Here is a 21,881-nt window from a genome sequence, read left to right on the forward strand (position 1 = left end):
TTTAATTTTTTTAAATGTTTTTTAACTTTATTAAATTGGGTCTTCTTTAACATTGTTACAGAAGGGAAGCTATTCTGCTGGCTGTTTCATCCAGGAGAGAATGGGGAGATTTGATTAATAATTTTATATTTGGTGAAAGAAATTTAAACATAAAGAAGAAAAATTCAACCTTTCATGAATATTACAGACCGGCATCAGCTTATTCTGCAGAAATTACAGGAAAACGGGAAAGTGGATATCCAGGAACTAAGTGATGCACTACAGGTGTCCGGTGTTACTATCCGGAAAGATCTTAAGCTACTGGAAGAGAAAAAGCTGTTGTACCGGACCAAGGGTGGCGGGTCCACACAAAACCCCTATACGGCAGAGCGGCCCATCAACGAAAAGGAGTTTATCAAAACCGAAGAAAAGAAAAAGATCGCCAAAGCAGCGGAAGCGCTGATCGGTATGAATGATTCTATCATTATTGGCTCGGGCACCACCGCCTTTGAGCTAACCCGCTACCTGCATCCGACCAAACACCTGACCGTGATCACACCGGCCCTGAAAGTGGCGCTGGAGCTGTGTAACCGTCCGTTTGTAGATGTTTTGCAGATAGGGGGCCTTATTCACCAAACGTCTTCCTCCGCCGCGGGCTCTTTCGCAGAGCGCTTGCTGGACGATATTTCATGCGGGGTGTTATTCATAGGGGTAGACGGTATAGATATGGAATTCGGGCTTTCTATTACCAACCTTGCAGAGGCCAGCCTGAATATGAAAATGATCAACCTTGCGCAAACCGTGGTGATCATGGCCGACAGTTCCAAATTCAACCGCCGCGGTATAGGCCGTATCTGCAGCCTGGAACAGGTGGATTATATTATTACAGATAGCCTGGTATCTGCAGACGCCGTGAAAACGCTGAAAGAACATGGTGTAAAGGTGATCATTGCGGAGTAACACCCGTCTGCATTGGCTGCTGGCTAGGGCATCCCGAAAAGAAAAATCCTCCAGCATCGCGCTGGAGGATCCAGGAGAATAGATCTTATCATAAAAATATCCGGAAAACCGGCAGCCTCACTTACCTCTTAGCCCGGACATCTCCATACATCTCAGGATATTTGTTAAACATCATGGACACAAATCCGCAGTGTGGTACTATCTTCAAATTGTTCACGCGTGCATAATCAACCACTGCACTTATTAATTTTCTTCCGTATCCTTTTTTGCGTTGCGTAAGGCTAACACCTGTATTTCCTGCGTTTAATATACCAGGAGTAATTTCGACCATCATCCTGCCGACTTCCTGGCCATCCACCATTAACGAAAAAAAGGAAATCCCTTTTTCACCTTCATGTATTTCAATTTTCTCCATCTGTATGGTCATTTACTATCCCCTGAAGTATTGCTCTTTTACGATCTGGCCATTTTCCCATATTGAGCGGATTATCTCATGCCAATGTATATTGCTTCCGTCCTTCATTTCGAAACTAAAAATGTATTCAGAAAAAGAGGCGTTATCATAGGATGCAGACCGGTGCAGCGTAATTTCATTCACAGTTTGAATGGCGCCTACAAAGTCCTGTAATTTCTTCATAGTTGCGTGCTTTCCCTCTGTTATAGAACCATCAAAATCGATGGTTTTGACGTGCGGCGCGAAATACTTTTCTGCAGCCTCAATGATCTGGCCAACTGTTATCATTTCATTCTTGTCGTTTGATAATTCCTGAAGCGTTTCTTTCATTGTCTGTTTTTTTATATTGTGAATAATTGTTTAAACGGCTGTCCAAATTGCATCCATAAACCATGATCTGGCGTCTAAAAACTCTGCAGTATGGATAAAACCATTATTACCTGCCATTTGGCGGATCTGCGCTTTTGAATATTTCTGTGATATTTCAGTCCATATGCATTCATCTTTCTCAAAAAGAATGCTTGCACCAGGTAGATGCACCACCATATCACTTAAACAAACAAGATAGCTGTTCGCGGCCCCTGTCAGCGGATCATAGCTGCAATAATGTTCAAACTGGTCAATCTTGAAATCGGCGCCTAATTCCCGGTTAATTCTCCTTAACAGGTTTAGATTGAATTCACTGGTAAACCCGTCCCCGTCATCGTAGGCCCGCTTGATAATAGCAGGATGTTTGACCAGATCGAATCCGATGATACATTGATCACCGGGGTGTAGATAACTACGCAGCTTTTTGCAGAATTGATTGCTTTCCGCCACCGTCATGTTGCCTATATTGCCTCCCAAACACATTACAACCTTCCGCTTTGTGGGTAATAAGGAATAAGATGTCAGTGAGTCAAAGTAATCGCCAACCAATCCATCAAATCGCAGATCCGGAATATTATCGGGTAGAAATGATTGTAGCTCACTGATCACATTTTCAGATATGTCGATAGGCACATAATTAAAAGACGCATTTGCAGTGATCAGGGCCCGTAACAGATGAATTGATTTCACGCAATTGCCAGGTCCTAATTCAATCAATTCAAAATCTAAATTTTTAGATATTAAGCTGTCAACTATTTGGGGGGCCTGACACGTGAAGATCTCCATTTCACATCTGGTAAGATAATAATCCGGAGAGCTCATGATTGATTGAAAAATGCCATCCCCTTCTTTGTCGTAAAAGTACTTTGATGGTAGCGTTTTGGGGACCTGTGTCAGCCCCTGGATAATGTCCAGATAAAATTCACTGTTCTCTTTTTGTCTGTATTTATCTACGTCTATTGTTAGCATACGTTAAATAGCGTGATCTTTCTTTGTTCTTATAGTTGCGAAGTGTGGTTGTCCGGCGTCTGTGTAGATGTTGCATCCAATGGCGGGTAGTTACCTGTGCCTGCAGGTGCTGCTTTATCGTCGGATAGGTGAGTGTCTATTACAATTTCACCTTGTAACAATTTAGCAACCGGGCAGTTTTTTGCTACCCAGAGCAGCCTTTCCTTTTGTTCATCCGTGACCGGTTGGCCAAACGTAATTGTTCTGAAGATGGATGTTTTGAAAGGCTCCGCCTCTTGCAGCATGTTTATCGAACAATGAATGTCCGTGATATCCCATTCTTTTCTCTTGATATACATACGTAGAGTGGTCAGTGTACACCCGATCAATCCTGACAGTACCGTTGTAAACGGGTCCGGGCCCATGTCTTTACCACCGTTAAAGGATGGCTCATCCAACACCATCTGGCCTGCCCTCCAGTTGATGATGACCTCCTGGCGGTCTTTTACCAGGTCCCCGGTAATATCTTTCGGGAAGAGACGCACGGTTTGCTTTCTGCGGATCATATTATTCGATTTTAGAACGGTTTATTGATTATTACATTCACCTTAGGCCAATCGATGGGTACATTGGTTATCGCATACAATAGGTTCAGTGTCCAGATATTACCAACAGCCAGTACCACATCCACCAGGTGCCCCTGGTCATATCCGGCTTCATAAAATTCTTCTAGGATATCGCCTACTATTTGCCCTTTGGTGATCGTTATGTTATGCGCCAATGCAGCTATGGCTTTTAGCCTCCTGTCAAAGCTGATATTATTCGAGCGGATGTCCAGGATCTGATCATTCGTAAAACCAATGCGGCCGGCGATAATAGTGTGAAAACTCAGGCAATAGGGGCATTGGTTCACCTGGCTAACTATCAGGTTCACCGTTTCGCGCTCACGGTCGCTGAGCGAGCTCTTTTGTGTCAGGTAGTTGAAATAGTTCTCAAGGCCATTCTCGCTGCTTGCAAAGGCGGCAAAGATATTGGGGACTATGCCAAACAGCCCCTTTAGTTCGCCAAAGATCCTTTTATTACTGTCTGAGATATTTTGCTCAGTGGACACTACAAACTCATTCATAAAAAGTATGCTATTGATTAAACAGGTTTGATTGTTTGTCTTCTTTTAACAAAATTGGAAAATGGCGAAATCATTTAAAGTGACATATATCACAGAATAACATTGTAATCTATCGTAAGGCCAATGGAAGCGGAGGGGGAGAATGGGCGCACCCGGTGGGGAAAATTTTTCTGGTCTTTGTGTGACATATATCAAATAAAAAGAGAAATCTCCATGCGTCCTTTGCAAAGCAACTGGCGATAGATTACTTTATATAACGCTAAAAATTAAACAGATGAAATCAGACACTAAACAGATGCCCGACTCTTTTCCACTTCCTACTAAACCCGAAGACATTATCCCGTCACTGGTTAGCCGGTTCCACTCCGGCGACGTCCGCAATCAAATGGCCATGTATGCCCCGGATGCGGTGTTCATCGCCAATGACGGGCGCACCATTACCGATCACGCAGAGATCGCTGCCATAATCGGGCGTGATATCAAACTTGGCCTGCCGCTGAAGACCAATGTGCGCCATCTGTTCGTTGCCGGCGATACCGCACAGATTGTTTTGGACTGGTCGATTGAAGGCAAAGGCCCTGATGGCCAGGATGTACGTCTTGGAGGATCGGCATGTGATATTGCGCGCCGCGGGGCGGATGGGTTCTGGCGGTATATCATTGACAACAATCAGGGGACCGCGGTGCGGCAGCCCGCCTGATGTATTAACTGGACCCCTTGATATTTTGAAATTGGCCTATTAGGTGGGCCAAGTTGCGTTTTAATTTTACACCAGATTAATAAGACCATTGTACTACTTAAATGTTAAAATCATGTTGAAAACAACCATGTACAGCAACAACACTTGCTCAAGTGAATGTTTGCTGACGAACAAAAAAGGAGGTGTAGTATGCAAGCAATAGTAGTAACAGATCAAGCTGCGGGAAGGCCCGGAATGCAGCTTGTGGAGCGGCCGGAACCGGAAGTAGCGATAAACGATGTTATCGTTGAGGTGCATGCATCGGCAATGACAGGGGATGAGCTGTCCTGGCCCTCTACCTGGACCGATCGCGCCGGCAGAGACAGGACGCCATCGATCCCCGGTCATGAGCTGGCTGGCATTGTCACCGCCATTGGCTATGGAACGACGGGCCTGTCCGTAGGACAGCGCGTATTTGGTCTAACGGACTGGTACCGCGATGGCACGCTGGCGGAGTATGTAGCCGTAGAGGCACGTAACCTGGCGCCGCTGCCGGCTGATGTTGACTTTACGGATGGTGCAGCCCTCGTAATGCCTGGTCTGACCGCATGGCAGGGATTATTCGACCATGGCCGTCTCCGCGCAGGGCAGACAGTTCTTGTACACGGTGCAGCTGGTGTGGTAGGTTCAATGGCGGCTCAGCTCGCACGTGCAGCTGGTGCTTATGTCATTGGCACGGGGCGTGCAAGCGGCCGCCAGGCAGCGCTTGATTTTGGTGCGCAGGAGTATGTTGATCTTGAAAAGGACAAGCTGCAGGACGTAGGCAACGTCGACCTGGTGTTCGATATCTTCGGTGGGGATATTGCCAACCAATCCACAGGCCTTATCAAACCAGGAGGAACGCTGGTGACGATCGCGGGCCCGATCGATGGCCGGCCTGCTAACGGATCGGTAATCGACTTTGTTGTTGTTGCAGATCCCAACCAATTAAATGAGGTTGTACAACGATTCCGCGAGGGGCGCCTGCGGACGAACACCGGCAATATATCTTCTCTCAGGGACGCCGTTGCGACGTACAATTCCGCCCAGGTCAGCGGAAAGACGATCCTCCGCGTCCGCCCTTAAAAGTCCGGACGTTGAAGGGTATACCACCCGTCGATCATCGTTATTATTTTCATTGAATGAGTTAAGAAACGATGGAGTATGTACACTCAGTTTGGGCTGGGCATACTCCATTTCATTTCTGTATTGGTAGTGCTAATGTTCTTCCGGGTCTACCACCTTCCCCAATGGCATATTTATAACAACTGCGGCTCTGTAGTATAATACAGCACTTAGTTACGGTATTGAGAAAATTCTTCTTTCAGTGCGTCTGTAAAACCTTTGAACTTATCTGTGTTTATATCATTGTCACGTAAATGGCATTGAAATAAAATTGTTGGATGATGAATAAAGACTTAAAAATAGAATTAGTAAATCCCCAAACCAATATTTTAGCGTTTAAGCTGATACAGCTTAACGATGACGAATATTTTAAAAGCATAAAAAGCTTTAACTGTTATAAAATAATCCTGATCAGAAAAGGGAAAGGCCGGGTATGCTTTGATGCCGCCAGGTATGATTTCTCTGAAAATTGCTTAATCAGATTTCCAATTTACCAGCCTTTTCAAATAGAGGGAGAGGGGCCACTTGATGGAATATTACTCCGGTTCCATCCGGATTTCTTCTGGAATCACAAATATGATATGGAGTTGACAAGCAAGCAGGTGCTGTTTAAGAGTACCGGTGAGATCCCCCTGATAAAAATCAGTAAAGAGGAAATGGATCAACTCCTGGACCCGCTGGATCATCTTCTTTCAGAGCTCAACAGCGACGGCCTGGGCCGCTATGATATTGCGATATCCTGGGTGAAAATATTTATGATCTATGCCTCACGGATAAAGATGGAAAGAGGCGTAGTTCATTCTGAAGCACTCTCAGAAGTTCATTACGCTGTCCGGGAGCTGGTCAATGCCGTGGAGCAGCACTATCAGCGCAAGCACCGGCCGGCGGACTATGCAAAATTATTGAACGTTTCTGTAAAAACGCTGAACCGTACCGCCAAGCAGCATCTGGGAAAGACCGTTGGCGATATGATCTCAGAGCGCATAATAACACAGGCTAAGCATGAATTGTATTTGAGTGACAAACCAATAAAACAAATCGCCTTTGATCTTGGATTTCAGGATGTAGCCTATTTCAGCCGTTTCTTTAAGGCACAGACCACTATGTCTCCCGAGTTATATCGTAAATCACTGCGGGCGGATACGAATTCATAATTGTTATAGATCGATCATGCTGCTGCGTATCCTGGCTAATGTTTCCCTTGTTATCCCAAGATAAGATGCGATCATAGACATTGGAAGGCGGTGATGTAATTGCGGAAAACACCGGATAAATTGCCGGTATCTTTCTTCTGCCTGATGACTGAGCATCATATAGATCCTATCCCTGGTTGTACTACATTCATCAATGATAATTTTAGTGTTTAAGGTATCGAAACCGGGGATGTCTTTCAGCAGTGTTTTAAAGCTATCTGTCGAAAACTGCATAACAGCACTATCTTCCAACGCATCGATAAATTCCTTTGAAGGCGCGCCGGTTACAATACTCACACGATCGCTTACCCAATGATTGGCCGGCGAAAGGCTAAAGATATGTTCGTTGCCTTTGTTGTCGATCCGGTATGATCGCAGACATCCGCTACATACGAATGTGTGAAACCTGCATACACTTCCTTCCCGTAATAAGTATTGCTTCTTTTTAAGTTGGTTTGGTATTGCCAATGACTTAATAATTGCAATCTCCCTATCGGAAAATAAGTTATGGGCTCTGATATAACTCTCAAAGGAATCAAATATACTCTCGGACATTAAATTGGGAATAGCTGAATAGCTTTCTACTATTGCTATTTTACCTATAAAATTAGCCCATATAAGAAGCGCGGAAAATGGACAAAAGGGACATTCTGTTGTAAAAACCGTCTTGATTGTTTAGCAGATCATCAATAACCTGCGCTGTCCGGGTTTTTCTTTTGGTGCACGGTGAATACATGGAAGAACCTTGCTTCCCGGATGATCAACTGCTAACCTCCATAGGTTACCGGGGCCTAAGTTTATTGGCCGTGCATGAGGTGTAGCCTGATAATGCAGATCAAAGAAATGTTCACTTAAGAATGATTCAAAACCGTTATCTGGCCCGTGGTATAGTTTTCTAAGCTCATCGCGTATTTCCGGAATAAGTACTTTCTTTTGGGCTTGTGAATTTGGCAATATGTCACTGCACTCGCCATAGTAGGTGCATAAAAAGGTATTGGTGGGGATAGGAGAGCGATCTACATGAAATGAATAAACATCGGTTGGAAAAAACCCGTAGCTGTCATCGCGGTCATAGTGGCTGATCACATTAAGGGTTGGCGATGCGCCATATGCATGCAAAGCTTTCCAGTCATTTAGAAGGATTTCACGGGCAAGTTGCCCTTGTTCACTTAGCTGAAGAGCAAGAAGATCCTCCTGGTCAATTGTCGTTATGTTTCCGCTTAGCGCTACCTTTCTGACAATCTCAGAAAAATCACCTGTTAGCTCACGGGCCCAGCAAATTGCATTCATTTCGCCACTGAACGGCGTAGAGACGAGGTCCTGGAAGTTCGTGACATAGTGAATGTTTTTCTCAGCAGAAGATAGATCGATCATAACAGCTAATATAAGATCATTTGGCGACTCAGGGGAAATGGAAATCTATTTCCCCTGCCCGGTCCAGCCGGGCCTTGTTGGGCGTTGCTTCGCTTTTTTCAGCTGCTGTTTCAATGCATCTGTTATCTCCTGGTGCTCATTGGCAATATTCCGTTGCTCTCCTTTATCGCTTTGCAGATTGTATAGCTGATCAACATGCATAAAGCCTGTTTCTATCTTTTTGTTCTTCATCCATAATGGTCCTTTCTGTGCTATTGGCCTGATATACTTCCACTCTTTTGCGCGTATGGCCAGCGTACCTGATTCTTCGAGCATAGTGTCCCGTCCTTTATTGGAGGTACCGAGGAGAGCAGCCAGCATATCAAAACTATCAGGGGCTTCGTTGCCAGCCAGCTCATGATGCACCAGTCTGGCAAAGGAGGCGTACCAATCCACCTGGCTAACCATCGCCTCGCTTGCCCCAGGTTTAATGGCGCCCGGCCAGGATACGATAACGGGCACGCGCGTACCGCCTTCAAATGCGCTGTATTTGCCGCCTCTGAATGGCCCCGCAGGTTTATGACTGCCTAGCTTTTCAACGGCCAGATCTTCGTATCCATCGTTTAAAACAGGGCCATTGTCACTGGAGAAAATGATCAATGTATTTTTTGAGATTCCCAGCTGTTGAATTTCTTTCATGATCTCACCCACGCACCAATCCATCTCAACGATGGCGTCACCGCGTGGCCCCATGGCCGTTTTGCCTACGAATGCCGGGTTGGGGGAGCGTGGCACATGGATATCAGTCAGCGAAAAATAGAGGAAGAAGGGCCGGTCCTTGTTGGTATTGATAAACTGTTTTGCCTTTGCCGTAAAGATCATGGCAAAATCCTCGTCTTTCCACCAGGCTTTTTTGCCACCGGTTTGGTAGCCGATACGGCTGATACCGTTTACGATAGTATTACTGTGCTGGGTATCCGCTTTCATCCTTAAGAGGCCGGGCTGTTCAAGCCCGGTTGGTTCGTTACCGATCTTTTTTTCATAAGAAACGGCTAAAGGGTCTGTGGCGTCTGCATTGACCATCCTGTGGTCTTCAATGTAAACGGTAGGCACGCGGTCTGCTGTTGCGGGTAACAGATAGCTGTAATCAAATCCTATTTCCAGGGGACCGGGGCTGATGTCCCCGTTCCAGTTAATGTTTCCTGATCCCAGGCCAAGATGCCATTTGCCAACGACCGCGGTTTTATAACCTTCTTTCTGTAACATGCCCGGGAGCGTTGGCGTGCCAGGCCGGATGAGCAAGGGCGCGTCGCCGGGTAATATCGCTGCTTTATTGCGGAACGCATAACTGCCGGTCAATAACGACACGCGCGAAGGCGTGCAGGTGGCGGCGGTACAGTGCGCATCCGTAAACCGTAGCCCCTGGGCCGCAAGGGCGTCGATATTGGGCGTTTTTACGCCGGTAGCGCCATAGCATCCTACATCCCCATAGCCAACATCATCCGTATAAATGATGATGATATTGGGCCGGGATTGCGCCTGGCAGGCGCCCGGACTATAAGAAAGAGCAACCGCCGCCGCGGCGCAAACGATCATCTTTTTTAAGATAGTATACATAGGTTATTGCCTGTATGGGAAACCGAGTTTCGTTTATCTCCCAATATAGGAAATTATGGTCTTTTTGTTTTCATGTGTTACGGCAAGTGGCCTTAACAACCGGGAACGTTTGCGTAATTTGATCGGTCAACAGCGCTTCAAATTCCTACATTAGCCTAACTGTGTATCGATTTTAATTAAGCCCGTATGAAAACTGTATACCGTCTTTATATGCTGATCATGGCAATAATGATAGCGCAGCTATCGTTTGGCCAGGTAAAGAACAACGATCTGTCATATACCAGTGTTGATCCCCGGCCTTTTGCGGATGCCGCAGGTCATTGGTATAGTATTGCCGATAAGAGCAACATGATAAATGCTTTGCCGGGCAGGCCAAGATATAAGCCAACAGAGATAGTAAAGATCGCAGACAATATCCTCCTTTTTCAAAAAGCCAATGGCGGCTGGCCTAAGAACTATGATGTTTTTGCTATTCTTACGGATGCACAAAAGGATAGCGTGCTTGCAAAAAAAGATGTTGATAATACTACTTTTGATAATGGCACTACCTATACGCATATAACCGTGCTGGCAAGCGTGTACACGGTTACCGGCGCCGCTAAATATAAGGAAGCTGCCATAAAAGGCCTGGATTTTATCCTGCAGGCACAATATGAGAATGGTGGCTGGCCACAGTATTATCCGCTGGAGAAAGGCAAATACAGCAGTCATATCACCTTTAATGATGGCGCTTTTGGGGGCATTATGGAGTTGCTTAAAGATATCGCAGATGGCAAACCGCAATACGCTTTTCTTGACGAAAAACAACGCACACAATTGGTAGCAGCCTTTAATAGAGCGATTCCCTGTATCGTAAAAATGCAGATAGACGATACGGGCAAACCAACGGCCTGGTGCCAGCAGTATGATGAGCAGACCCTGCAGCCGGTGTGGGCGCGGAAGTTTGAACCAGCAGCGATCTGCAACGGTGAAAGCGCAGGGATCGTACTTTTTTTGATGAGCATACAACACCCCTCCAATGAGGTGAAAACAGCCGTTCAGAATGCGGTAAACTGGTTTAAAGAATCCGAGATCCTGGATACCCGTATACAAACCATTCCTGCTGAACGGATGGTAACGCCGTTCAGGATCTCAACAACAGATAGGGTAGTGGTAACGGATACTGCAGCCCCTCCCATATGGACGCGTTATTATGAACTAAAAACGCATCGCCCCATTTTCTGTAACCGGGATAGTAAGATCGTGTATTCCCTGGCAGAGGTAGCGCGGGAGCGGCGCGACGGTTATGCCTGGTATACCTATGCGCCGCAGAAGGTATTGGATAAATACCCCGCCTGGCGCAAGCAATGGATAGGGCAGTAGTGATGCGGGATCTTACTTTTTCCGCTTTGTCTTAGCGCCGCGTGTTTTAGGCTTACCATATTTAGCCTTCATCTTATCAGCATGACTGATCTTTACATTCACTTTTTTGTTCTTCGCTGATTTTTCATGGAAGGCGGCGCCCACATTTTCGCGCTTGGGCTGTTTTAGTACGATGTTGGGAACAATAAAGACGGGATCTTCTTCATCCGTGAGTCTGGATGAGATCTCCAGGTGCGCTGGCAAGGGCAGCTCCGGGATCTGATAGTTCATCAATGCTTCCACGGCTTCGCGCTGGGCCTGTTCTTTTGCTGTAATGAAGCTAAGCGCAATGCCCTTTTTGTCAAACCGGCCCGTACGGCCAATACGGTGGATATAACTTTCCCGGATCTCCGGCATATCGAAATTGATCACATGGGTTACCTCAGAAATATCCAGGCCACGTGCAATGATGTCCGTGGCGATCAACACCCGGTATTTACCTTCCTGGAACTGTTTTACGGCGTTAAACCGGAAGTTCTGGTCCTTATTGGAATGAATAACGCCGATGGTATCCGGGAATGCTGCTGCCAGCGGCTCGTATAACTCATCCGCCAGTTTTTTAGTAGATGCAAATACCAGCACTTTGGTCATATCTGTTTGCTCGCGGATCAATAATTCGAGCAGGTTTACTTTTGTGTAGAAATTGGGTACCAGGTAGGCATGTTGACTGATATTCGTCAAAGGGGTGCCAGCCGGGGCGGCCTCGATGGTAACGGGATTATTAAAGAAAATAGCCATCAGCTCTTCCACCTCCGGCGTAATGGTGGCGGAGAAAAGAAGGTTCTGGCGCTTGGCGGGCAATAAGTCCAGGATGTTCTTTATTTGTGTACGGAAGCCAAGGTTCAGCATTTCGTCCATTTCATCTATCACCAGCTGCCGGATGGATTTCAGTTTTAGTGCGCCGCTAAGCACAAGATCCACCAGTCTGCCCGGGGTGGCTACCACCAGATCCAGTTTGCCTTTGGCTGTCTCCATCTGCGGGTTCATATTAGTGCCGCCATAGAAGCCTGCTACCTCAATGCTCATGTAAGGGGTAAGCTGCTTAACGGATTCCACTACCTGTGCGACTAGTTCCCGGGTGGGCACTACCACCAGGATCTGTGGGAACTTGTCTTTGGAGAAAGCCCACATACGCAGACAGGGCAGGAGGTACGCGAAGGTTTTACCGGTACCCGTCTGGGCAATGCCGCAGACGTCCCGTCCGGACATAGCCACGGAGAATACCCTGCCTTGAATAGTAGTAGGCGTGGTGAAATTAAGGTCCTTCAGTGCCGCAAGTAAAGGTTTATTCAGGTTTAATTCGTCAAAAGTCATATTTGTCAGGTAAACCGCAAAAATAATGTTATTCCCCGGTTAGGGGAAATTCATATTAGTTTTGCCATATGTTAAACAGTGCGGAGCTATATACGGATGGCAGTTGTAATACCCAAAACGGCCTGGGGGCCTGGGTAGCTATCCTGCTTTCGGGCGGAGAAAAGACCATTTTGTCCGGAACGACGCCGGATACCACCCATAACAGGATGGAGCTATACGCGGTGATAGCGGGCATCCGCCATGCGGAAAAGGCGTTTACCTCAATCCGGATCTTCTCAGACAGCCAGTATGTAACGGGATTGATGGCACGAAAGGAGAAGCTGACGGCTGCCGGCTTTATTACCAGCAAAGGAACGGAACTACGGAATGCAGACCTGGTAAGGGAATTATATGCCCTGAGCACACAGATCGAATTGACGTTTATTAAGGTGAAGGCGCACCAAAAGCAAGGCCCTGCGCGGAATTTTAATATAGAGGCGGATAAACTGGTCCGGAAAATCATGCGGGATACCTGTATGGAATAAAAGTATTGCTATTTTTACCTTATGAAACAGCTACTGTTATTCCTATTTACCCTTGCAGTAAACATTGTACATGCCCAGGAGCAACCCAATTTCCCTGATATGCGAAGCTGGATGATCTATGCCGGCGATACCACAGAACGGTACATATTTGCAGATACCGCCTTTGTGCGGGCCAGCCCGGGAATAAAGGGCGCGCCTGCCGACACGTTGTTTGCAGGCGATAATGTGAGGATAACAGCAATAACAGCGAAACCGCTGACTATCCGTGGTATAAACGGCCCCTGGTTAAAAATAGATTATTCCAAAAACGGGGAACAGAAGAACGGGTATATATGGCAGGGGCTTTTAAGCTGCGCCCCGTTACGCCGTGGAGATACAAAATTCATATATGGCATCGAACGCCGGGCAGACAGCCTGCACCTCGAAGGTACCAATACAGATACGATCCGGCGTTTTATGGTGGGCCTGAAGGTGGTACAGCAGGGCGGTATCCTGGCCAGAGCGTCTTTTATAACCCCGGATGACGAAAGCGCTAACTCCAGTTTTGGAAAGGTAATGAGCGGTATGGGGCTTAGTAATGTACAGAATGTGGTAGTACTTAGTTTCAGCGGTGAAGCATGCGGTATTCCTACCTATGACTACTATTTTGCCTGGACCAATCCAGGCCATCTGTTGCCCCTGCCTGGTAAAGTAAATATTGCGGATGCCGGCGTGTTTTATCAGTCAGAAACATTCACTTTTCCCAATGAGAAAAATGGCAAACCGGATATGATCCTCTGGAATATGACCACGGAAGAAGCAACAGATAAAGTGGATAAAAACGGCGAAAATATCATGAAGACCACGGAGAAGAAAAGCGCTGCTTACACCTGGGACGGCGTCAATGGAAAAATTGCAAAATCCGGCCAGCGCTAAACCGGCGCTGGTATACGTTCGTTGACCCCAGCGGCATCCCGGTGGCGGGTACTTATATCGTAAAAGGTATTGATAACAAGACCGGGGAAGTGTTATTCGCTAATAAAGCAGTGGTCTTATAGCGGCTGGTACGTCCGTATTAAATAAAAAGCCCTCCAGGTAATTTGCCGGAGGGCTTTTTATTGCCATAGGAAAATTTATAGGCTTGATCAAAAAGGGAGATTGCCCTCGCTCTTCAGTAAACAAAGGCTTTTTCTATCACCTTCCATGTTGTTTTTTCTGTTGCTTTTACTTGTATAGTACCATTGGAAGTGAGCTCCACATTTTCCAGTTCATAAAGCCCGGACTTAAAATGGGAGGGTACGCTTAAACCTTCTATTTTAGCTTCTGCCGGAATGGTGTTTCCATCTCCTTCTGCAACGATCTCGAGTATTTCCACTTTTTTCATAGGACAAAAATACATGACCACGCGGCCATGATCCATTTCAAGCCGTACAGGCGACAAATTTGCTTTCACTGTTCCACCATGAGACATTTTTTCCTCTTTCATCCTGGTCTGCAGGACGTTTGGCTGGGAGTAAGCGGTAACGGTTACGGGGGAAGATGAGGGTTGCTCAGATGGATCATAAGACTTTCCGCCGCCCAAAAAGTCTTCGAAGGCTGCAAATACCTTGTTCATAAACATAAATTTTGAGGATGAATGCAAGAAACCCGAATGGAGCGCGACCAGATCTAAAGTTGATTAAATTAATTCGGTATTAAACCACTCAACACGAAATACCTCTTAGCTAAGTTATGCAATTAACGGGCCCGGGTGCATTAAAACAGGGTAAGATCCTGTTTTTTGTTTGCTATAAATTTCGTAAATTCTTTGAGGGCGCCGGTAGCAGGATAAACACTAGCTTAACCACTCCATCACCAGGACCATAACTACGCTAAATAAGACATGAGAGCTGCCAATAACCAGGAGATAGGAGGAGCGGGGAACGCCCGGGGGCTGGTAGCGCACAATGAAAGTCAGCCACCAGATCAGCATGGCCAGCAAACCAGCCAGCACACCATACACAATAGCGCTATGTAAATTGATGCCGGTAACGCCGGCAGCCAATAGCTTACAGTAAATTATTGCAAATAAGACCCCTATAAAAAAATGCAGGAAGGTGGCCACGGCGAGCGGCGTATGGTACAATTTCCTGTCCGTTAACGGCCGGCGGCTGAGCACTGCCGAAAGGATATGGACCACCTGCCAGTTCCTGTTGGCCAGCCAGGCCAGTAAGTACACATAGATGGTCATCACTCCGGCGCCGGCCGTGCCAGCTAAAACAGCGTGTCCTATCATAATTTGTTAATAAGGTCTATTTCCCCTCCTCAACCTCCTTACTTTTCAGCAGGAAACTGATCCGGCCGTTCACCTCCAGATAAGCCAGTTTAACCTCCTGCAAAGCAGTTTGTTTTGTTTCAAGCCGGAGGCTTTCCTGCAGATCGGCCTTGCTGATCGAATTTGCCTTCATATTATGCCAGATAAATTCCCCATCCTTGTACAATACCTTATGGCGGCCTTTCAGCAGGTGCTCCAGCCGCTCGCTGTATACGCACAGAAAAGCCAGCAGCCGGTAGATAACGATCATAACAAAGGTGGCCGCAATGGTAGCCAGCAGGGGAGAGGCGCCCACTACTGCCCTGGCCAGTATTGCGCCCAGCATGATAACGACAATGCTGTCGAGCGCGGTTTTCTTACCAAATAAGCGTAAACCGCCCAGCCGTATCAGTACCAGCGCTACAAAAAATATCAACGCCGCGCGAACGGACATCTGTAATGGCGTGAGGTGCTCGCCCTGGCCTAATAAATTTAAGAGACTAACCATAGTGACTCTTTTTTATCATTTTCTCCGCTTCTTTTATAGAAACGGCGCCGATTTCCCGGAATAGATGATTATGAGCATATTATGAACCCATTAAAGAACGTGCCAATCTGCAGGGGGGAAGCCGGGGGTTTCCTTATTCAGGCAGCGCTTCAAAAGCAGGTATTACATCTTCCTGGATAATACGCGGTATATCCTTTGGCAGGGCTACGAAATCCACCAAACCGGTATGGATGGCATTTGTTGGCATGGCCGGAAACTCACAGCTTTCCGGCAGCTGCGCTAAAACGCGCCCTCCGGTCTGTTTTACACGATGAATACCCTGGCTGCCGTCAGCGCCGTTACCAGACAGTACAACAGCGATAACATCCAGATCGGGCTTATCGGGGATGGAGTTCAAAAAGCAGTCAAATGCATAGTTCCGGCCTGCCTTTTCATCACGTGCTACCGGAGATATGTTGTCCCCGGACACGTTCAGGTACATACGGGCCGGCAGGGTGTACACCCAGTTTGCCGTGATGGGCATGCCGCTCTCCGGTATAACGATCTTCATTTCCGAATACCGGGCAAGGATCTGCTTCAGTTTGCTTTCGTAGTCGTAAGGCAGGTGTTGCAGGATCACATAGGCCGCTGAGTCCAGCGGGGTATGGTCAAAAAAGGCTATTAAGGGCTGAAGCCCGCCGGCAGAACAGCCTATTGCCACCAGATACTTGCATTCCATACTGATAGCTTTACAAAAAACGCCCCAATTGCAGGAGCGGCCCGATCAACTCAGGGTAAATCCATGGATACTGTAGCAAAACAGCGGCAAGTTGTACTATAGGATTGGCATATACCCGGCCAAAAAGGTACTATTCTCTACAGTGGGGATTACAATAAGCCCGTAAACGATGCGGAACAAATATTGCTGAGTGGTAGCAGATGAATAAATCCCTTGATATGAACGCACTAACTCCCTGGGCAGTGTCGGCATGTTCTGAATTAACGCATTCAGCGCCAGCATTATTTGCGCAATCGGTAGATGGTTTTACGTTCCTGGTTACCCACACGGCTGATTCCCTATGGATCATTGCCGAAATGCCCAATGGTGGGCGGATGGCGTTCCGTGCGGCCTACAGTCCCGGTTCTTCCCTTAAAATAACGGACAGTCATATGCTGGAGCAGGGCGTTGAGCTGCAGCTATCCAGCGATATAGGCGCCTATGTGGCCACGGTCACTATTGACCGGGAGCAGGTGGTACCGGTGCTCCGTTATACTACTACGCTTACCCCGGCAAAGGATCTGCTGGTATCGTTCTGGCCGCGTGATGTATTGGCTACCGGTAAAAGCAACAACCCGGAATATACGGCAGGCAAGATACATGCCCGTCAGCAGGGCACACGTTCCGGCTTCCTGTATATGACGATGACACGTCCGCGGTCTGCCAGCATATTATACCTCCAAAACCTGACGGCGCTGGCAGACTACTGCGAGCAAACGCAGACCTCCTGCGCCGGCACGGTGGGTGGTGAATGGCCGGAGCTGGGTTTTGCATTGCCCCCCGCCAAAGACAAACCTTTGCCTGCGGGGAAAGAAGTCTGTATCTGCGATGCGCTGGTGGCTTTTGATCCGCAGTTCCCGGATGAGGAGCCTGCCCTGGTACGGCAATACCTGGAGCTGCTGGGGCGGCTCTACCTGCTGTTGCCCAAACCAGATACCTTGTACCGGGACTGGCCGGTTGTGCTTTCAAAGGGGCTTCATGACCTGATCGATAGTCCCGGCTGCTGGTCACAGGTAGCCGGCCATCAGTATTTCAATGCATATGTATCGGACTATAAAACGCCGCCGGAGATCATGGTGCAGCTGGCTATCCTGCTTCCATTACTGGATTATGTGGAATGGAATAAGAGCGAACTGAAAGTAATGAAGACGATCAGGGAAAACCTGTCTACCTTCTATGATGAAAAGCTGGGAACTATCCGGCGCTGGCTTCCCGCGGCTGCGGATAAGCTGGAAGCGGAAGAAGAACAGAAGCATCCCGATGTAATGGACAGCTGGTACCTGCATCATCCCCTGTTAAACCTGGCCCGGCTAGCGCTTAAAGGCGATAAAGAAGCCGCGCGGCTTTTCACAGACTCAGCGGAATTTGCAATCAAAGTAGCCCATCATTTCAACTATCACTGGCCCGTATTTTATAACATGAAAACCCTTGAGGTGATCAAAGCGGAGACAGCGGAGGGAAAAGGTGGGGAAAAGGATGTTGCCGGGTTATATGCACATGTTATGTTGCAGGCCTGGGAGCTTACGGATGAAAAACGATACCTCAGGGAAGCGGAGCAGGCTGCCAAAACATTGGAGGGGTATGGATTTGAGGTCTTCTACCAGGCCAACAATACCGCATTTTCGGCAGCGGCATTGCTTCGTCTTTATAAGATAACGCAAAATGAGCTGTACCTGCATCTGAGTAATATGTGCCTGGCCAGCATCTTCCAGAACACGCAGTTATGGGATTGCAATTATGGGCATGGGAAGCATTTTTCAACTTTTTTTGCGCTTTACCCGCTCAATGATGCGCCCTATACCGCGGCATATGAAGAACAGGAAGTGTTTTGCGCATTGCATGATTATCTGAAACATGCGGACGGCGTACCGGTCCTGCCATCGATCCGTATTTTAACAGCAGAATACATCCGTTACCTGGTGTACCGTGCGGTGTATTATTATCCAACCATGTTACCCAAAGAGATGCTTGCAGACAAGCCCAAGGTGGGGGAACTGGATAACAAGCTATGGATTGCGCTGGAGGACCTCCAGGATGGCTGGTTAAAGTCCGGTACCGTAGGTCAGGAGGTGTATGGCGCGGGCAATGCTTTTGGCATCCTGCCACGCCATTATATGCTGGTGCCGGATGAGGAATTTATGGTGTATGTAGACTATCCCACTGCAGGTTTTAATGCGCGTAAAGGACAGAACATCCATTTCCAGGTACTTGGCGACAGCCGTTTGCAATGCCGGATGATGATCGTCAGAGCCGCGGAAGCCAAATTGCCGAAGCTCACTGTTACCCTGGGTGGCAGCAGCCGGGAGATCAAGGGTAATAGCACGGAGGACGGCAATATGGAATATATTATCCATGGCGATCAGCAGGTCCACATTAGCTGGCCAAAGTAATAAGGGGCTGATTTCCCATGCCTGTGGATATTGCCCGAATTTTCTTATATTTATAATACGTGTATTTCAATGATATAATAGCCCCGATTTAAAAGATACAGCAGCCAAGCATATAGAGAAACAGGTATTACACTGGCAAAATTGCCATATTATCTTCCCTATACCTTCTCAAAGAACAGGGTGTTATAATGCCGCAGGTTACCGCGGTTTCAATTCACAAGAGAAAGGGTATACGACAATGTTTGCAAAACTAAAGCGTATTGGATGGCTGCTGGGCCTTCTATTGTGTAACATATTAAAAGCCCAGTTGCCCCTGCCGGTGCTGGGACCCTGCGGCGCTTCTGCCACTATAAGCGGGGTAGTTAATACTTATTATCCGGGATTGAACAATATAAACACCGGCGAGGTGACCATTGTGCTGGGCGCTCCCACTGGCAATGCCCAGCCGTTGGTAAGGGGCGACCGGGTGCTGATCATCCAGATGCAGGACGCCACCATTAACAGCAGCAATACGCCAGCCTATGGCGGAAACGGTACAGGGGGGAACGGCTGTATAGATCCCGGGCTCTCCGGCCAGTTTGAGTTTGGCCGGGTGGCCAATATCGCCGGTAATATCATCACGCTTAGTAATCCTTTACAACGTAGTTACCGCGCCATCAGCGGCATCCCCAACCGGAAATCTGCCTACCAGGTGGTGCGGGTGCCAACCTATCAAAATGCAACACTGGCAGGCAATGTTACCGCCACTGGCTGGAATGGGGCTGCCGGCGGCATCGTGGCATTTCATGCATGGCAAATACTGGATCTGAACGGGCATGAGATCAGCGCCACCGGCCTGGGATTCCGGCCAGGTAAGATCAATTCTGCCGGCGGATTATATAATCTCCAGGATTATGTAAGCCTTACCTATGGCAGTTATGGAGAAAAAGGAGAGGGTATAGCCGGTACGCCGCTGGGTACCTGGGCTGCTACCGCAGGGGGCTATGAAAACGGTAGTTTTGGAAGGGGCGCGCCGGCAAACGCCGGTGGCGGTGGCAATGCACATAATTCCGGCGGTGGCGGCGGCGCTAATTACGGGGATGGGGGACAAGGAGGATACCAGTACTCCGGTCCCCAGGATGTGGGCGGTCGTGGTGGCAAAGGTATCACCACAGGGCTGCCGGGCCGTATCATTATGGGCGGCGGCGGTGGCGGCGGGCACCAGAATAATGCGGCCGCTTTTGGCGGGGAACTGGGCGGCGGTATCATCCTTATTACCGCTAACCAGATCATGGGCACGGGTCTTATTCATGCCGATGGTAACAGCGCCGGGCCATCTACAGATGATGGCGCCGGCGGCGGCGGGGCAGGAGGTACCGTTATGCTTTCCTATACCGGCACACTGCCCGCCGGGATCACGATAACAGCCAAAGGCGGCGCAGGCGGTAATGAAACCTTTCTGGCCCGTCATGGCTCCGGTGGCGGCGCCGGCGGCGGAGTGATCATCACCAGCACGCCAGTAGCAATAACAGATGTTTCCGGCGGGCTGCGGGGGCTCTCGAACGGTACGGAATACGGCGCAACAGATGGAACGCCGGGTATTACGATGGATCTGGACCTGTCCCAGTTACACCCTGACAATATTGTGTTGCCGCTGCTGGAGGTAAAGGATACGGTGGTTTGCGCACCAGCAGCGGTAGACCTTATCAGCACCGTTACAAATAGCGACCAGGGGCCGGAATTTGTGCTTAGTTACTGGACCAACCCCGCGGCTACTGATCCCCTGCCAACGCCCCATGCGGTCAGTCAGCCAGGTATTTATTATATAAAACTCACCAACACCAATACCAACTGCCAAACCGTGCGGCAGCTGGAAGTAACTGTACACCCGCAACCCATATTGGTATTAACAGCTACATCGCCTCCCTGCGCGGGTGGCAATGGAAGTATCGTGCCCCGCCCCGGTAACGGAACAGCGCCTTATGAATTTAGTACGGATGGGGGCATGAACTGGCAGACAACCGGCTTTAACAGCCTGCCAGCCGGTACGTATACCATGCTGGTCAGGGATAGTTATGGTTGTATTTCCCGGCCGGTATCCGCCACGCTTACCGAGCCGCCATTGCTTACCCTGGGGGAAGAAACCGGCGCCCATGCGGATGTTACCTGCCAGGGGTTACAGAATGGACAGCTGCAACTTAATGCTACCGGTGGCACTACAGGTTACCTGTATACCGTTAGCTCCGCCGCAACGGGTGTGCTTAGTAATAATACCGGCCTTTTTACCGGGCTGGGGGCCGGCGCTTACAACACCGGCGTAACAGATGCAGCGGGGTGTACCCAAAGCGGGAATGCCCTCATACTGGAGCCGCCGGCGTTGCAGGTTTCCCTTATCTCTAAAACAGACCTGGAATGCGATGCATTGCCCAAAGCCGTTATTACGCTCAGCGCCACCGGCGGTGTGCCGCCTTACGCATTCAGCACCGGGAATAACAGCTGGCAAAGCGACAGCATATTCCGGGGCCTGGCGCTGGGACCATATACTATTGTAGTAAGGGATGGTAATAATTGTGTAACTGATCCGCTGCAGACAGAGATAATAATAGTAGAAGACTGCGATATATTTTTCCCCTCTGCATTTACGCCCAACGGCGACGGCCGGAATGATCTTTTCCGGCCTAAATACTACAAGCGGGTGAGCCATTACCAGCTAAACGTGTATAACCGCTGGGGGGCTACCATTTTCCAGAGCAATGACCCGGCTATTGGATGGGATGGTTCATTCAAGGGGGCATTATCAGATACCGGCACCTTTGTATGGATCGCCACGTTTATGAACCGGCACGGACAGGCGCAAACGGTAAAAGGAACGGTTACCCTGGTGAGGTGAGGTA

General features: G+C 48.3%; 22 protein-coding genes. 9 read left to right on the top strand and 13 right to left on the bottom strand.

The annotated features are described in order from the left end of the window. The first annotated feature begins 174 nt into the window (after positions 1 to 174). Complete coding sequence (locus tag F0L74_RS19360) at positions 175 to 939, top strand: DeoR/GlpR family DNA-binding transcription regulator (RefSeq protein ID WP_149839573.1); 765 nt, start codon at positions 175 to 177, stop codon at positions 937 to 939. A gap of 121 nt (positions 940 to 1,060) precedes the next feature. On the opposite strand, the gene F0L74_RS19365 is transcribed toward F0L74_RS19360, so the two are convergent. From F0L74_RS19365 to F0L74_RS19385, 5 genes are read right to left on the bottom strand one after another with little or no spacing between them, the layout of a single operon-like run. Further along, a complete protein-coding gene (locus F0L74_RS19365) occupies positions 1,061 to 1,354 on the bottom strand; it encodes a GNAT family N-acetyltransferase (RefSeq protein ID WP_188316074.1) in 294 nt (97 codons plus the stop codon). A 15-nt stretch (positions 1,355 to 1,369) separates the two neighbouring features. Then, the gene (locus tag F0L74_RS19370; RefSeq protein WP_149839575.1) at positions 1,370 to 1,723 is read right to left on the bottom strand and encodes a hypothetical protein; all 354 of its coding nucleotides are present in this window, start codon (positions 1,721 to 1,723) and stop codon (positions 1,370 to 1,372) included. 30 nt (positions 1,724 to 1,753) lie between these two features. Continuing rightward, positions 1,754 to 2,731 (bottom strand): L-histidine N(alpha)-methyltransferase, encoded by a 978-nt coding sequence (locus tag F0L74_RS19375; protein WP_149839576.1) that lies wholly within the window; start codon positions 2,729 to 2,731, stop codon positions 1,754 to 1,756. Positions 2,732 to 2,760: 29 nt separating this feature from the next. After that, positions 2,761 to 3,276: an OsmC family protein gene (locus F0L74_RS19380; protein WP_149839577.1), complete on the bottom strand. Its 516-nt coding sequence runs from the start codon at positions 3,274 to 3,276 to the stop codon at positions 2,761 to 2,763. Between the two features lie 11 nt (positions 3,277 to 3,287). Next, positions 3,288 to 3,836: a carboxymuconolactone decarboxylase family protein gene (locus F0L74_RS19385; RefSeq protein WP_149839578.1), complete on the bottom strand. Its 549-nt coding sequence runs from the start codon at positions 3,834 to 3,836 to the stop codon at positions 3,288 to 3,290. A 274-nt stretch (positions 3,837 to 4,110) separates the two neighbouring features. Here F0L74_RS19385 and F0L74_RS19390 point away from each other — a divergent pair, with 274 nt between their 5' ends. The 3 genes from F0L74_RS19390 to F0L74_RS19400 all read left to right on the top strand — a co-directional run bounded on the left by F0L74_RS19390 (position 4,111) and on the right by F0L74_RS19400 (position 6,833). Further along, positions 4,111 to 4,536 carry a YybH family protein gene (locus tag F0L74_RS19390; protein ID WP_149839579.1) on the top strand — a complete coding sequence of 142 codons (426 nt, stop codon included), beginning with the start codon at positions 4,111 to 4,113 and terminating at the stop codon, positions 4,534 to 4,536. 189 nt (positions 4,537 to 4,725) lie between these two features. Beyond that, positions 4,726 to 5,640 carry an NADP-dependent oxidoreductase gene (locus tag F0L74_RS19395; RefSeq protein WP_149839580.1) on the top strand — a complete coding sequence of 305 codons (915 nt, stop codon included), beginning with the start codon at positions 4,726 to 4,728 and terminating at the stop codon, positions 5,638 to 5,640. Between the two features lie 317 nt (positions 5,641 to 5,957). Then, entirely contained in the window at positions 5,958 to 6,833 is an 876-nt protein-coding gene (locus F0L74_RS19400; protein WP_149839581.1) for an AraC family transcriptional regulator, read from the top strand. A gap of 3 nt (positions 6,834 to 6,836) precedes the next feature. Here F0L74_RS19400 and F0L74_RS19405 read toward each other — a convergent pair whose 3' ends face one another. The 3 genes from F0L74_RS19405 to F0L74_RS19415 all read right to left on the bottom strand — a co-directional run bounded on the left by F0L74_RS19405 (position 6,837) and on the right by F0L74_RS19415 (position 9,842). Further along, positions 6,837 to 7,427 carry a Crp/Fnr family transcriptional regulator gene (locus F0L74_RS19405; RefSeq protein WP_149839582.1) on the bottom strand — a complete coding sequence of 197 codons (591 nt, stop codon included), beginning with the start codon at positions 7,425 to 7,427 and terminating at the stop codon, positions 6,837 to 6,839. A 120-nt stretch (positions 7,428 to 7,547) separates the two neighbouring features. Continuing rightward, the gene (locus F0L74_RS19410; RefSeq protein WP_149839583.1) at positions 7,548 to 8,246 is read right to left on the bottom strand and encodes a DUF1826 domain-containing protein; all 699 of its coding nucleotides are present in this window, start codon (positions 8,244 to 8,246) and stop codon (positions 7,548 to 7,550) included. Positions 8,247 to 8,291: 45 nt separating this feature from the next. After that, positions 8,292 to 9,842: a sulfatase family protein gene (locus tag F0L74_RS19415; protein ID WP_149839584.1), complete on the bottom strand. Its 1,551-nt coding sequence runs from the start codon at positions 9,840 to 9,842 to the stop codon at positions 8,292 to 8,294. Between the two features lie 186 nt (positions 9,843 to 10,028). Between F0L74_RS19415 and pelA the strand changes: the two genes are divergently transcribed. Further along, positions 10,029 to 11,204, top strand: coding sequence for a pectate lyase (gene pelA, locus F0L74_RS19420; RefSeq protein ID WP_149839585.1), 1,176 nt, complete (start codon positions 10,029 to 10,031; stop codon positions 11,202 to 11,204). A 12-nt stretch (positions 11,205 to 11,216) separates the two neighbouring features. Here pelA and F0L74_RS19425 read toward each other — a convergent pair whose 3' ends face one another. Then, a complete protein-coding gene (locus tag F0L74_RS19425) occupies positions 11,217 to 12,557 on the bottom strand; it encodes a DEAD/DEAH box helicase (protein WP_149839586.1) in 1,341 nt (446 codons plus the stop codon). Between the two features lie 68 nt (positions 12,558 to 12,625). Here F0L74_RS19425 and F0L74_RS19430 point away from each other — a divergent pair, with 68 nt between their 5' ends. Both F0L74_RS19430 and F0L74_RS19435 read left to right on the top strand, forming a co-directional pair. After that, entirely contained in the window at positions 12,626 to 13,081 is a 456-nt protein-coding gene (locus F0L74_RS19430) for a ribonuclease H family protein (protein ID WP_149839587.1), read from the top strand. Positions 13,082 to 13,102: 21 nt separating this feature from the next. Beyond that, positions 13,103 to 13,996: an SH3 domain-containing protein gene (locus F0L74_RS19435; RefSeq protein WP_149839588.1), complete on the top strand. Its 894-nt coding sequence runs from the start codon at positions 13,103 to 13,105 to the stop codon at positions 13,994 to 13,996. 235 nt (positions 13,997 to 14,231) lie between these two features. Here F0L74_RS19435 and F0L74_RS19440 read toward each other — a convergent pair whose 3' ends face one another. The 4 genes from F0L74_RS19440 to F0L74_RS19455 all read right to left on the bottom strand — a co-directional run bounded on the left by F0L74_RS19440 (position 14,232) and on the right by F0L74_RS19455 (position 16,579). After that, positions 14,232 to 14,675, bottom strand: coding sequence for a hypothetical protein (locus tag F0L74_RS19440; protein WP_149839589.1), 444 nt, complete (start codon positions 14,673 to 14,675; stop codon positions 14,232 to 14,234). A gap of 219 nt (positions 14,676 to 14,894) precedes the next feature. Then, entirely contained in the window at positions 14,895 to 15,335 is a 441-nt protein-coding gene (locus F0L74_RS19445; RefSeq protein ID WP_149839590.1) for a hypothetical protein, read from the bottom strand. 16 nt (positions 15,336 to 15,351) lie between these two features. After that, complete coding sequence (locus F0L74_RS19450) at positions 15,352 to 15,861, bottom strand: DUF421 domain-containing protein (RefSeq protein ID WP_149839591.1); 510 nt, start codon at positions 15,859 to 15,861, stop codon at positions 15,352 to 15,354. 133 nt (positions 15,862 to 15,994) lie between these two features. After that, positions 15,995 to 16,579 (bottom strand): chemotaxis protein CheB, encoded by a 585-nt coding sequence (locus F0L74_RS19455; protein ID WP_149839592.1) that lies wholly within the window; start codon positions 16,577 to 16,579, stop codon positions 15,995 to 15,997. A 218-nt stretch (positions 16,580 to 16,797) separates the two neighbouring features. Here F0L74_RS19455 and F0L74_RS19460 point away from each other — a divergent pair, with 218 nt between their 5' ends. Continuing rightward, positions 16,798 to 19,008, top strand: coding sequence for a glycoside hydrolase family protein (locus F0L74_RS19460; protein WP_149839593.1), 2,211 nt, complete (start codon positions 16,798 to 16,800; stop codon positions 19,006 to 19,008). Between the two features lie 238 nt (positions 19,009 to 19,246). Further along, entirely contained in the window at positions 19,247 to 21,877 is a 2,631-nt protein-coding gene (locus F0L74_RS19465; RefSeq protein WP_149839594.1) for a T9SS type B sorting domain-containing protein, read from the top strand. Positions 21,878 to 21,881: the final 4 nt, after the last annotated feature.

Source organism: Chitinophaga agrisoli (assembly GCF_008386695.1).
Lineage (GTDB): Bacteria > Bacteroidota > Bacteroidia > Chitinophagales > Chitinophagaceae > Chitinophaga > Chitinophaga agrisoli.

Bases quoted from the DNA above. Each gene is read 5' to 3' on its own strand.
- F0L74_RS19360 (WP_149839573.1), top strand. From the start codon at position 175: ATGAATATTACAGACCGGCATCAGCTTATTCTGCAGAAATTACAGGAA.
- F0L74_RS19365 (WP_188316074.1), bottom strand. From the start codon at position 1,354: ATGGAGAAAATTGAAATACATGAAGGTGAAAAAGGGATTTCCTTTTTT.
- F0L74_RS19370 (WP_149839575.1), bottom strand. From the start codon at position 1,723: ATGAAAGAAACGCTTCAGGAATTATCAAACGACAAGAATGAAATGATA.
- F0L74_RS19375 (WP_149839576.1), bottom strand. From the start codon at position 2,731: ATGCTAACAATAGACGTAGATAAATACAGACAAAAAGAGAACAGTGAA.
- F0L74_RS19380 (WP_149839577.1), bottom strand. From the start codon at position 3,276: ATGATCCGCAGAAAGCAAACCGTGCGTCTCTTCCCGAAAGATATTACC.
- F0L74_RS19385 (WP_149839578.1), bottom strand. From the start codon at position 3,836: ATGAATGAGTTTGTAGTGTCCACTGAGCAAAATATCTCAGACAGTAAT.
- F0L74_RS19390 (WP_149839579.1), top strand. From the start codon at position 4,111: ATGAAATCAGACACTAAACAGATGCCCGACTCTTTTCCACTTCCTACT.
- F0L74_RS19395 (WP_149839580.1), top strand. From the start codon at position 4,726: ATGCAAGCAATAGTAGTAACAGATCAAGCTGCGGGAAGGCCCGGAATG.
- F0L74_RS19400 (WP_149839581.1), top strand. From the start codon at position 5,958: ATGATGAATAAAGACTTAAAAATAGAATTAGTAAATCCCCAAACCAAT.
- F0L74_RS19405 (WP_149839582.1), bottom strand. From the start codon at position 7,427: ATGTCCGAGAGTATATTTGATTCCTTTGAGAGTTATATCAGAGCCCAT.
- F0L74_RS19410 (WP_149839583.1), bottom strand. From the start codon at position 8,246: ATGATCGATCTATCTTCTGCTGAGAAAAACATTCACTATGTCACGAAC.
- F0L74_RS19415 (WP_149839584.1), bottom strand. From the start codon at position 9,842: ATGTATACTATCTTAAAAAAGATGATCGTTTGCGCCGCGGCGGCGGTT.
- pelA (WP_149839585.1), top strand. From the start codon at position 10,029: ATGAAAACTGTATACCGTCTTTATATGCTGATCATGGCAATAATGATA.
- F0L74_RS19425 (WP_149839586.1), bottom strand. From the start codon at position 12,557: ATGACTTTTGACGAATTAAACCTGAATAAACCTTTACTTGCGGCACTG.
- F0L74_RS19430 (WP_149839587.1), top strand. From the start codon at position 12,626: ATGTTAAACAGTGCGGAGCTATATACGGATGGCAGTTGTAATACCCAA.
- F0L74_RS19435 (WP_149839588.1), top strand. From the start codon at position 13,103: ATGAAACAGCTACTGTTATTCCTATTTACCCTTGCAGTAAACATTGTA.
- F0L74_RS19440 (WP_149839589.1), bottom strand. From the start codon at position 14,675: ATGAACAAGGTATTTGCAGCCTTCGAAGACTTTTTGGGCGGCGGAAAG.
- F0L74_RS19445 (WP_149839590.1), bottom strand. From the start codon at position 15,335: ATGATAGGACACGCTGTTTTAGCTGGCACGGCCGGCGCCGGAGTGATG.
- F0L74_RS19450 (WP_149839591.1), bottom strand. From the start codon at position 15,861: ATGGTTAGTCTCTTAAATTTATTAGGCCAGGGCGAGCACCTCACGCCA.
- F0L74_RS19455 (WP_149839592.1), bottom strand. From the start codon at position 16,579: ATGGAATGCAAGTATCTGGTGGCAATAGGCTGTTCTGCCGGCGGGCTT.
- F0L74_RS19460 (WP_149839593.1), top strand. From the start codon at position 16,798: ATGAACGCACTAACTCCCTGGGCAGTGTCGGCATGTTCTGAATTAACG.
- F0L74_RS19465 (WP_149839594.1), top strand. From the start codon at position 19,247: ATGTTTGCAAAACTAAAGCGTATTGGATGGCTGCTGGGCCTTCTATTG.